Below are 11,126 nucleotides of genomic sequence, written 5' to 3'. Positions count from 1 at the left end.
GCCGGTCTCCGCGCTCGACGTCTCCGTCCAGGCCCAGGTGATCAACCTGCTGGAGAAGCTGCAGCACGAGTTCAGGCTGTCGTACATGTTCATCGCACACGACCTCTCGATCGTCCGCCACATCTCCGACCGGGTCGGCGTGATGTACCTCGGCAAGATGGTCGAGATCGGCTCCGACGAGGAGATCTACGACCACGCCACCCACCCGTACACCCAGGCGCTGCTCTCCGCCGTCCCGGTTCCCGACCCGGCCGCCCGCGAGGACCGGGACCGGATCGTGCTGACCGGCGACGTGCCCTCGCCGGCGAACCCGCCGTCCGGCTGCCGCTTCCGCACCCGCTGCTGGAAGGCGCAGGAGAAGTGCGCCGTCGAGGTCCCGCTGCTCACCGTCCGCCCCTGGCTGGAGGGCTGGGCCGCGCACGAGTCGGCGTGCCACTTCGCGGCGGAGCGCGACATCGAGCAGGGCGCGGTGGAGCGCGACATCGAGCAGGGCGCGGTGGAACGGGACACGGCGGAACGGGACACGGCGCAGCAGGACATCGTGGAGCGGGACGCCGTGGAGCCCGACACCGGCACCGAGGGCACCGGGCCGGACGGCCCGCCCCCGCCGGCGTAGCGACGGACGAACGGCGAAGGGCCCCTCCGCCCGCAGGTGGAGGGGCCCTTCGCCGTTCGTTCAAGGCCGTGCGGCCGGGTCAGAGCTCCTTGGCCGTCTCCCGCTGCGCCGGGACGTCGGCGGCGAGGGTGGTGCCCTCCTCCGGGAAGTGGCAGGCCGTCAGGTGGCCCTCACGGCTGCCGGAGAGCTGCACCAGCGGCGGCTCCTCGGTCGCGCACTTGTCCTGCGCCTTCCAGCACCGGGTACGGAAGCGGCAGCCCGACGGCGGGTTGATCGGCGACGGGACGTCACCGACCAGGCGGATCCGCTCACGGGAGTCGTCCGGGTCCGGCTCCGGCACCGCGGAGAGCAGTGCGTGGGTGTACGGGTGCCGCGGCGACTCGTACAGCGACTGGCGGTCGGCGATCTCGACGATCTTGCCGAGGTACATCACCGCGACGCGCTGCGAGAAGTGCCGCACGACGGCGAGGTCGTGGGCGATGAACAGGAACGCGATGCCGAGGTCCTTCTGCAGCTGCTGCAGCAGGTTGACGACCTGGGCCTGGATGGAGACGTCCAGCGCCGAGACCGGCTCGTCGGCCACGATCAGCTTCGGGTTCAGCGACAGCGCGCGGGCGACGCCGATGCGCTGGCGCTGACCGCCGGAGAACTCGTGCGGGAAGCGGTTGTAGTGCTCCGGGTTGAGGCCGACCGTCTCCAGCAGCTCCTGGACGCGCCGCTGGACGCCGCCGGGCGGGTTGATCCCGTTGATCTCCATCGGTGCGGAGATGATCGAACCGACGGTGTGTCGCGGGTTCAGCGAGGAGTACGGGTCCTGGAAGATCATCTGGATCTCGGACCGGATCGGCGCGAGCTCCTTGCGCGAGGCGTGCGTGATGTCGCGGCCCGCGTAGGAGATCGAACCGGCGGTGGGCTCCAGCAGGCGGGTGACCAGCCGGCCGGTGGTCGACTTGCCGCAGCCGGACTCGCCGACCAGGCCGACCGACTCGCCGGCGTGCACGGTCAGGTCGACGCCGTCGACCGCGTGGACGGCGCCCACCTTGCGCTTGAACAGGAAGCCGTCCATCACCGGGAAGTGCTTCTGCAGCCCGGTGATGGTCAGCAGCGGGTCGGTCGAGGCCGGGGTGCCCGACGCGGACTTGTCGAGGGTCAGCTCGTTGCTCATGGTGTCTCTGCCCGTCCTGTCAGCCGAGCCGCGGCTGGATCTGATCGATGAAGATGTCCTGCTTCTGGGCCGCCGTCAGGTGGCAGGCGGTCGCGTGGCCGGCCTCCGGGAGGAGGGCCGGGCGCTCGGTGGTGCAGCCGCCGCCGACGACCTTCTCGCGGAAGTCGCAGCGCGGGTTGAACGGGCAACCGGACGGCAGGTGGATCAGGCTCGGCGGGGTGCCGCGGACCGGCCGCAGCGGAACGTCGACCGGGCCGGAGAGGTTCGGCATCGAGGAGAGCAGGCCCCAGGTGTACGGGTGCTGCGGGGTCTTGAGGACCTCGCGCACCGTGCCCCGCTCCACCGCGCGGCCCGCGTACATCACCATGATCTTCTGCGCGGTGTTGGCGACCACGCCGAGGTCGTGGGTGATCAGGATGATGGCGGTGCCCATCTCCTGCTGCAGGTCCTTCAGCAGGTCGAGGATCTGCGCCTGCACGGTGACGTCCAGCGCGGTGGTCGGCTCGTCCGCGATGACCAGCTTCGGGTTGCAGACCAGCGACATCGCGATCATCGCGCGCTGGCGCATGCCGCCGGAGAACTGGTGCGGGTAGTCGTCCACGCGCACGTTCGGCTGCGGGATGCCGACCTTGGTCAGCATCTCGATCGCCCGGTCCCGGGCCTCCTTCTTGGAGGCGCCGGTGTGCTTGCGGAAGGTCTCGCCGATCTGCTTGCCGATCGTGTGGAACGGCGACAGGGCGGTCAGCGGGTCCTGGAAGATCATCGACATCGTCTTGCCGCGGAGCTTCTCCAGCTCCTTGGTGGGCGCGCCCACCAGCTCCCGGCCGGCCAGCTTGATCGAGCCGCTGATGTCGGTCTTCTCGGGGTTGTGGAGGCCGAGGATCGCCAGGTTGGTGACGGACTTGCCGGACCCGGACTCACCGACGATGCCGAGGGTGGTGCCCGGCTCCACGTCGAAGGAGAGGTTGTCCACGGCCCGGACCACGCCGTCCTCGGTGCTGAAGCGGACCGAGAGGTCGCGGACTGAGAGGAAGGCGGTGCTGCTGCCGCCGCCGGCGGCCGCCTCCTCGGGCTTGGCCTGGGTGGTCATGGACTGGGCTCCTCGGTGCGGTACGTGAGGTGGGAACTGCGGTTGCGGCCAGGGGTGCGGCCGTCAGGCCAGACGGATGCGCGGGTCGATCAGGGCGTAGACGGCGTCGACCACGATGTTGAAGATCACGATGAAGGTGGCGGCCACCATGGTCACGCCGACCAGCATCGACAGGTCGGAGTCGATGAACGACCGGATCGCGAGCTCACCGAGGCCGTGCAGGCCGAACGTGCTCTCCGTGATGATCGCGCCGCCGAGCAGGACGCCCAGGTCGATGCCGAAGACGGTGACGATGGTGCCCATCGCGCCGCGCCAGGCGTACCGCATGAAGACCGAGGTGCCGGACATGCCCTTGGCCCGGGCGGTGCGGACGTAGTCCTCGGTGAGCTGCTCCACCATCGAGGAGCGGGTCATACGGGTGTAGTTGGCCGTCCAGATCAGCGAGAGCACGATCCACGGGACGAGCAGGCCGGTGAACCAGCCGATCGGGTCTTCGGTGATCGGTACGTAGGTGGGCAGGTCCAGCAGGTCGGTGCTGTAGACCAGCGCCCAGAGGGCCAGCGGGCCTGCGACGTAGATCTGCATCGAGGTGGCCACCAGCGAAGCGGCACTGGCGATCTTGTCCGCCGCCTTGCCCTGCTTGTGGGCGGCCAGCATGCCGGTGCCGATGCCGAAGACCAGGAAGACCACGGCGGAGCCGACGGTCAGCGACAGCGTGGTCGGGAAGCGGTCCATCAGGGTGTCGAGGACCATGTCCTTCTTGACGAAGGACCAGCCGAAGCAGGGCGCGTCACAGTGCGGGACGTCACCGCCGGGGTACGTGTGGCCCACGAAGATGCCCGACAGCCAGTTCCAGTACTGCATGGGGACGGACTGGTCCAGTCCCATGCTGTGCTTGATCAGGACGAGGTTCTCGGGCGAACAGACCTTGCCGCAGTACAGCCGCGCCGGGTCCGCCGGGATGGCGAAGAAGAGCGCGAAGGTGATCATGCTGATGATCAGCAGGATGACGAGGGCGCCGAGGGATCGGCGGACTAGGAATCGGAGCATGGGGTCGGGCTCTCCTGATCGGGGCGCCGGCTGCGGGTGCGGTGGCTTGCAGGGGCGGGGTAGGGCTGAGGGGGGCCGACCGGTGGGGCACCGGCCGTTCGGCCGGTGCCCCACCGCGGCTACTGCGTGGTGCCGGTGACTACTTGACGTAGATGTTCAGCGGCGACTGCAGACCGAACAGCGTGTCGTACTTCACGCCGCCCAGGCCGGAGCCGTACAGGCTCAGCGACCGCTGGTAGACGTCCGGGATGGACACGGCCTTCTGCTGGAGCTTCTTGTCCAGGGCCGCCCACGCCTTGCCCTGCTCGACCGGGTCGGCGATCTTGACCGCGGCGTCGATCGCGGAGTTGACCTCCGGGTCGTTCAGGTGCGCGTAGTTGGAGGCGCCGTCCGCGATCGCGCGGCCGTCCCACACCGGCTGCAGCGAGGTGTAGCCGGTCGGCCAGTCGGCGCCCCAGCCGCCCCAGTACAGGTCGTACTCGTTGTTGGTGAGGCCGATGGCGTCGTAGTAGGTCTTGGCGTCGAGCGGCTTCGGAACGAACTTGAAGCCGGCCGCCTCCAGGGCGACGCGGATCGCCTCGGTGACCTTCTGCTGCAGCGGGGTGTTGTTGTAGGCGTAGACGATGGTCTGGCCCATCGCGTTGGCCTCGGTGAGCAGCTTCTTGGCCGCCTCCGGGTCACCCTGCGGCTTCTTGAGCGTGTCGTAGACGTCGCTCTTCTCGTAGCCCAGGACGGTCGGGCTCATGTAGGTGGTGGCGTAGTCGCCGTAGCTGGTGCCGCCCTGGAGCTGACGGGTCTGCTGGTGCGGGAAGGCCCGGATGAGCGCCTCGCGGACCTTCTGGTCCTTGATGCGGGTGTTGTTGATGAAGTAGTAGTCGACGTACGGCGACAGGCCCTCGAGCGTGCGGGGCTTGAGCTTCTCGTCGGCCTTCACCTGGTCGATGAAGCTGGGGTGGACCTGGTTGTGGAAGCTGAAGGCCAGCTTGTCCGCGCCGTTGTCCGCCATGAAGCGCTCGGTGGACTGCTGCGCCTGGACGCCGAACTCCATGTGCCACTTGTCCGGGTAGGCGTTCCGGATCGGGTCGGTGGCCGGGTCCCAGTTGGGGTTGCGGACCAGGTCGAGCGACTTGTCGGTGACGTGCTCGACGATCTGGTACGGGCCGGACGAGAACGGCTTCTTGTCGTAGGCGTCCTTGGTGTCCTGGGCCTTCGGCACCACGCCGTAACCGGTCATCGCCAGGGTGAAGTTGGCGTCCGGGTGGGCGTCCTTGAAGGTGAAGACGACGGTCTTGGCGTCGGGCGCCTGAACGGCGTCCAGGCTCTTGCCGTCGTACGGACCGGCGTACGCCTCGCGGTACTTGTCACCGGCGAGCCAGGTCTGGACGTAGGTCGGGCCCGACTTCACGAAGGAGGCGAAGGTGCGCTCGATCGAGTACTTGACGTCGGCCGAGGTGATCGGGGTGCCGTCCTGCCACTTCACGCCGTCCTTCAGCGTGAACTTCCAGGTCTTGCCGCCGTCGGTGGTGGTGCCCGTGTCGGTGGCGAGGTCGCCGACCAGCTTCTGGGTGCCGTCCGGCAGGTACTTGTAGCCCGTCAGCTGACGGGTGAGCAGCAGCGAGACCTCGCTGTTGTAGTTCAGGTAGATCTGCGCCGGGTCGAGGTGCGAGAAGTCGTCGCGGTCGATCATGTTGACCGTGCCGCCCTTCTTCGCGTTCGGCTCCGCGGCCGCAGGGCCCTTGGAGTCCTCGGCCGTGCCGACCGAGATGCTGGCGGCCTTCACCGGCTCCTTGGAGGCGCCGGAGGCGGCGCCGTCGCCGTTGGAGTGGCCGCTGGAGCACGCGGTGGTGACGGTCAGGGCCCCGGCCACCATGATGGCGGCGGCGAGCCGCCGCGACTTGCGAGCGTTCATCTTCATCCTGCCTGTGGAAGGTGTCTGCATTTCAGTTGGGTGCCCGGGGCTGGGGTGCCCATCCCCCCGGAGTCTTTGGGGCTGCTCGGTGCCCGCTGGTGGGGTCAGCGGTTGGCCTTCGGGTCGAATGCGTCCCGGACGGAGTCGCCGAGCAGGTTGAACGCGAGGACGAACAGCACCATCGCCAGACCCGGGAAGATCAGGAAGGTGATGTCGGTTCGCAGGTACTGGGCCGCGTCGGCGATCATGCGGCCCCAGTCGGGGGTGGGCTCGGTGACACCGACGCCCAGGTAGGACAGGCCGGCCTCGGCCGTGACGAAGGCGGGGAGCGCCAGCGTCGACTGCACCAGGATCGGCGTCCACAGGTTGGGGAGGAGCTCCTTGAAGATGATCCGGGCCGGCGAGGCACCGGTCACCTTCGCCGCCTCGACGAACTCGCGCTCGCGCAGCGACAGGGTGGTGGCGCGCAGGATGCGGGCCAGCGACATCCAGCCGAGCAGCGAGAGGACGATCGTCACTGCGGTGAAGGACAGCCAGGTCGGCTGCGCCTCGTTGTTGGCGACCAGCAGGCCGCTGACCACCGGCATGGTGGCGATCAGGAAGATCTGCGACGGGAAGGACATCAGGACGTCGATGACCCGGCCGATCAGGTAGTCCGTCTTGCCGCCGAGGTAGCCGGCCGCGATGCCCAGCGCCACACCGATGACGGTGGTGAGCAGGGAGACCGCGAAGGCGATCAGCAGCGAGGTGCGGATGCCGTAGATCAGCAGGGTGAACAGGTCGCGGCCCAGGCCGGGCTCGAGGCCGAACCAGAAGTCGCCGCTCATACCGCCGTTGGGGCCCGTCGGCAGACCGGAGTCGGTCAGCAGGTCGGGCGTGTTCTGGCCGTAGTGGGTGACCGGGTCCTTGCCGTAGACCATCGAGATGACGGGGGCGAGGAGGGCGATCACCACGAAGGCCAGCACGATCACGCCGCTGACGACGCCGGTGCGGTCACGCAGGAAGCGCCGCCACATGAGCTTGCCCGGGGAGAGGCCCCGGAAGCCAGGATCTGACGGAGCGTCGGCCGTGCTGGTGGCGTCGAGGTCCGATGTGGACCCGACCAGAACGCTGTCGTCGTCCGTCGTGGCCCCGGTAGGCGTCGTCATGGTGCTAAAGCTCCCGACCGTGGTCTGTGTGCAGCAAGGAGAAAAAGTTGGATGCACGGACTCTTGCAAGTCGTTAATCGAACGTCAAGAGTTCCTCACTTCGCGGACGCCCATTTCTTGCTTCGTGCTGCAATGTCAACCACTTCGTAGTGCGGAATCGCTTGACATGCTCTCTGTGAGACGGTCAAAAGCGGACATACAGCTGTATAGCGTGTTCACGCGTCCGTAACGTGCCGGGGTGGCATCCGCTATGTGGACGCCGAATCCGCCGGCGCCAACGGTCGATGCGCGTAGACCTGTTGTCCGTTTTGGGTATTCCCGGGCGAATTGTCGACGGCGTTGCACCGTCCGATAATCGGACACTAGTGTTTTGCGGTAGGCGGGTCGAATATTTGGGCATCCCCGGGGTGTGCCGCCGAGCAATTCGCCCCCGCTCTTGGATGGCAAATTCACGCCACTGGCGAGTATTCGCCGTGCATTCTTCTCCGGCTACTTCTGGAAGCCGATGTCCTCGTAGACCGGGTCGGACAGGCCGGGCGCGCCCAGGTTGGCGACCGCCCGCCGCACGGCGTAGATCGCCGGCCGCTGGTACAGCGGGATGAGGCCGGCCACCTGCCACGCCTGTTCGTCGGCCCGGTTGATGGCCTCGTAGCCCTCCTTGGCGGTCTCGCCCGACGCGGCGTCAGCGATGGCCTCGTCGAGCGCCTGGCTGCCCACCTGGGAGACGTTCCCGCCCGCCCCCTGCTGGAAGGTACTGGCCAACGAGGTTGCAGGGAAAGGGGTTCCGGTGATGTCGAGCAGCGTGAGGTCGAAGTCGTGCCGGTTCACGTACGTGGCGAGGAAATCGGCGTTCGGCACCTTCTGCACGGTGACCTGGATCCCCGCGAGGGCCAGCATCTCCAGCACCTGGGTGCTCTCGGCGGCCGCCACCTGGCCGGTCTGCGGCACGACCAGGCGGAGCGTCAGCGGCTTGCCGTCCTTGCTGCGCATCCCGAAGCCCGGCCGGTCCCAGCCCGCCTTGTCGAGCTCGGCGTCCGCGGTGTCCACGTCGTACTGGCTGAGTCCGGCCGAGTTGTCGCGGTAGCCGTTCTGCCCCGGCACCAGGAAGTGGTTGTTCATCGGGGTGTACGCCCAGTCCAGGCCCTTGAGGCCGCTGCGGGCGATGGACTCCCGGTCGATCGCCCGCAGCACGGCCCGCCGCACCGCCGGATCGGTCAGCTGCGGGCTGCGGCCGTTCAGCACCAGTGCGCGGACGTTCGAGCCGCCGGCCTTGCGGATCTCGCCGGTGCCGACCTCCGCGACGCGGTGGTAGGCCGTGGCGTCCGGGCCGATGTCGAAGTAGTCCACGCTGCCCCGGGCGAAGGCGTCCGCCATGGCGCCCGGGTCCATCGCGCGGAAGACGATCCGGTCCAGCAGCGGCTTCTCGCCCCACCAGCCCGGGTCGGCCTCCAGGGTGACCGTGCCGGTGGCGCGGTCGATCCCGGCCGGCCGGAAGGGGCCCGCGGTGGCCGGGATGCGGTCCGCCCAGCCGGTGTTGAACTGCTCGGGGGTGCCCGCGTGCGCGGCGGGCAGCAGCGGGGTGTCCGCCGCGTTGTTGAACATCGACTGCCACTCGGAGAACCGGGTGCGGAAGACCATCACGGCCTGGAAGTCGTCCTTGCCGCGGGTGACCGACTCGACCCGGTCGAAGCCCGCGGCGGTCGCCGTCCGGTAGGCCGGGTCGGTGCCGTTCAGCGCGCGCCAGGTGGCGGCCAGGTCCCGCCAGGTGACCGGGGTGCCGTCGGACCAGTGCGCCTTGGGGTTGAGGGTCCAGGTGACCGTCTGCCGGCCGTTCTCGGTACCGCTCGCCGCGTCCAGCAGGAACGCCTTGTTGGGCGTCTGGGTGCCGCCCGCGTCGGAGTGCCAGAAGCTCGGCAGCAGGGCCTTCATGACCGCCGTGGTGGCCGGCTCGGCGCCGTCGACGTGCAGCGGGTTCCACTGGGTCGGCAGGCGGTCCACCGCCCACTGCAGGGTGCCGCCCCGCTTCAGCGCCGTCCGCGGCCGGGGGTTGGTGGCGGACAGCGTCATCCGCTGCGTCCCGCCGTCCATGCGGGCGCCGCCGTCGGAGCCGGCCGGCGGTTCGCCGCTGCTCGCGCAGGAGCAGAGGGCGAGCGCCAGGGCGGCCGCCGACGCGGTCAGGGCGAGTGGGAACCGGGGTCTGGTCACGAGGGTCTCCCAGCGGGGCGGTGCGGCGGGGGCGGCCGTCTGCGCGGGTTGGGGCGGCTCGGCTGGGGGCACATCCTGCTGACCGGGCGCGCGCATTGTCGACCGGGTCCCGATCAAGGATTGGTAACGCGGGGCGGGAGGTGGCCCGGACGGGTGTCTTGCCCGGTTTTGCCCCGCCACTGGCGAGTAACCGCCAGAACGTGGCGGAGGCCGGGCCCGGACCGGCGGGTGCCGGCGGGCCCGGCCTCCGGGGCCGTGCGCGGGGTGGACCGGCCGGGAGCGGCCGGTCCACGAGGACCTGCGGGGATCAGGCGGGGAAGGTGAAGACCCGGTCCCTGCCGGTCTTGTCGAGCACCGAGGCGATGCCGTCGGCGACGTCCTGCGGGGTGATCGGGGCGAGCGCCCCGTTCTTGCGGGTTTTGGCCTTGTCGAAGACGCCGTTCAGCGCGGTGTCCAGCTTGTCCAGGTCCCAGGTGAGGACGACCTTGCCGGAGGCGTCCGGGGCGAGGGTCAGCGCCCTGCTGGCCGTCAGCTTGCCGAAGTCCCACTTCAGCTTGCCGGCCTTCAGCGTCACGTTGCCGTTGAGGACCTGCTTGCCGAGCGAGGCCGCGGCCGCCTTGAGGGCGTCCTCGCCGACCTTCGGCTGGGCCGCGGTGAGCGTCAGCGCGACCTCGCCCTCGGGCCGGCCGGCCGCGCGGTCGCGGTACGCCTGCTCGACCTGGGCCGCGGCCGCCGCGGAGTCCAGGCCCTGGCCCGCCTTGCCGGGGACGACCTCGGTCTGGCCGGTCTCGGTGAAGCGGACGAAGCCCTCCTTGACGCCCTGGCCGGACTTCGCGGCCAGCTCGTCCAGCGCGGCCTTCAGCTTCGACTGGTCGACCTTGACCTCCGGCGCGACCGCCTTGGTGCCGCCCGCCAGCGAGCCGATCACCTCGACCGGGTTGTAGCTGTGCTTGGTCAGGCCGTCCACGGTGCCCGTGGTGTCGAAGCTCAGACCGGCGGTCGCCGGGTCCAGGCTCAGCGCCTGACCGCCCAGCTTGAGCTTGATCGGCTCCTTGCCGGTCTTGGCCACCGAGTCGTCGAGCGCGCTCACCGCCTGGTCGCGGGTGTCGCCGCCGATGTCGGTGCCGAGCACGGTGGTGCCCTTGGGGATGTCGGCCTGGTTGAGCATCAGACCGGTGCCGTACGCGGCGGCACCGGCGAAGAGCACACCGCCGACGGCGTAGCCGGCCAGCTTGCGGGCCTTGCCGCGCTTCTTGGGCGCGGGCTCGGCGGATCCGGCCTTGGGGGGCGCCGGCTCGGGCGCCGGGGCCGGTGCGGGCGCGGCCTCCGCCGCGGCCGGTCCGGGGCGTCCCCGGTCCGGAGCGGCGGCGCCGAACGGGCCGCCGAACGGGTCGGCCTGCGCGGGCACCCCGCCGAACGGATCGGTGAACGGGTCGGCGGCGGCCGGGGCCGGGCCGGGCGCGAACGGGTCCGCGGGTGCGGCGAACGGGTCGGGCTGTGCGGGCGCCCCGCCGAACGGGTCCGCCGGACCGGCGAAGGGATCGGCCGCCGGGGGAGCCGAGCCGAACAGGCTGGCGGTCGGCACGCCGGGTATCGAGCCGCCCGGGCGGCCCTCGTCGCGGATCGGCTCGAACCCGCCGACCTGGGTGTCCTCGGGCTCCGGCTGGACGGCGCCGGCCGCCCGGCCCGCGGCGAACGGGTCGGCCGGGCCGGTGCGGAACGGGTTCTCCTGCACCGGGGCGGGGCCGAACGGATCGGCGGGTGCGCGGTGCGGCTCGCCGCCCGGCGCACCGGGGGCGGCCGCCGGGCGGCCCTGCGCGGGCCCGGCGAACGGGTCCGCGGCGAAACGCCCGGCCGGGCGCTGCCCGCCGCCGTCCGGGCGGCCCTGCGCGGGGGCGGCGGGGGGGGCGGCGGGGGGGGGGGGGGGCGGGGCGGCGGGGGGG

8 protein-coding genes are annotated in these 11,126 nt (G+C 70.4%); 1 reads left to right on the top strand and 7 read right to left on the bottom strand.

The features are described from left to right. Positions 1-616, top strand: a 616-nt coding sequence (locus tag ABD353_RS37840) for an oligopeptide/dipeptide ABC transporter ATP-binding protein (RefSeq protein WP_344628269.1), incomplete at its 5' end; no start/stop codon positions are given. 79 nt (positions 617-695) lie between these two features. Here ABD353_RS37840 and ABD353_RS37835 read toward each other — a convergent pair. From ABD353_RS37835 to ABD353_RS37805, 7 genes are all read right to left on the bottom strand, one after another. Further along, positions 696-1,781 (bottom strand): ABC transporter ATP-binding protein, encoded by a 1,086-nt coding sequence (locus ABD353_RS37835; protein WP_344628268.1) that lies wholly within the window; start codon positions 1,779-1,781, stop codon positions 696-698. 19 nt (positions 1,782-1,800) lie between these two features. Further along, complete coding sequence (locus ABD353_RS37830) at positions 1,801-2,871, bottom strand: ABC transporter ATP-binding protein (protein ID WP_344628267.1); 1,071 nt, start codon at positions 2,869-2,871, stop codon at positions 1,801-1,803. A 63-nt stretch (positions 2,872-2,934) separates the two neighbouring features. Further along, entirely contained in the window at positions 2,935-3,921 is a 987-nt protein-coding gene (locus ABD353_RS37825; RefSeq protein WP_030275949.1) for an ABC transporter permease, read from the bottom strand. 139 nt (positions 3,922-4,060) lie between these two features. Further along, on the bottom strand, positions 4,061-5,830 hold the full coding sequence (locus tag ABD353_RS37820; protein WP_344628266.1) for an ABC transporter substrate-binding protein: 1,770 nt from the start codon (positions 5,828-5,830) through the stop codon (positions 4,061-4,063). Positions 5,831-5,934: 104 nt separating this feature from the next. Next, a complete protein-coding gene (locus ABD353_RS37815; RefSeq protein ID WP_030275945.1) occupies positions 5,935-6,978 on the bottom strand; it encodes an ABC transporter permease in 1,044 nt (347 codons plus the stop codon). A gap of 489 nt (positions 6,979-7,467) precedes the next feature. Further along, the gene (locus ABD353_RS37810; protein WP_344628265.1) at positions 7,468-9,183 is read right to left on the bottom strand and encodes an ABC transporter family substrate-binding protein; all 1,716 of its coding nucleotides are present in this window, start codon (positions 9,181-9,183) and stop codon (positions 7,468-7,470) included. 307 nt (positions 9,184-9,490) lie between these two features. Beyond that, the coding region (locus tag ABD353_RS37805) for a peptidoglycan binding domain-containing protein (protein WP_344628264.1) at positions 9,491-11,126 on the bottom strand (1,636 nt) is incomplete at its 5' end.

Origin of the sequence: Kitasatospora arboriphila, assembly GCF_039528095.1 — a bacterium.
GTDB lineage: Bacteria > Actinomycetota > Actinomycetes > Streptomycetales > Streptomycetaceae > Kitasatospora > Kitasatospora arboriphila.
This window is presented reverse-complemented; position numbering and strand designations above follow the sequence as displayed.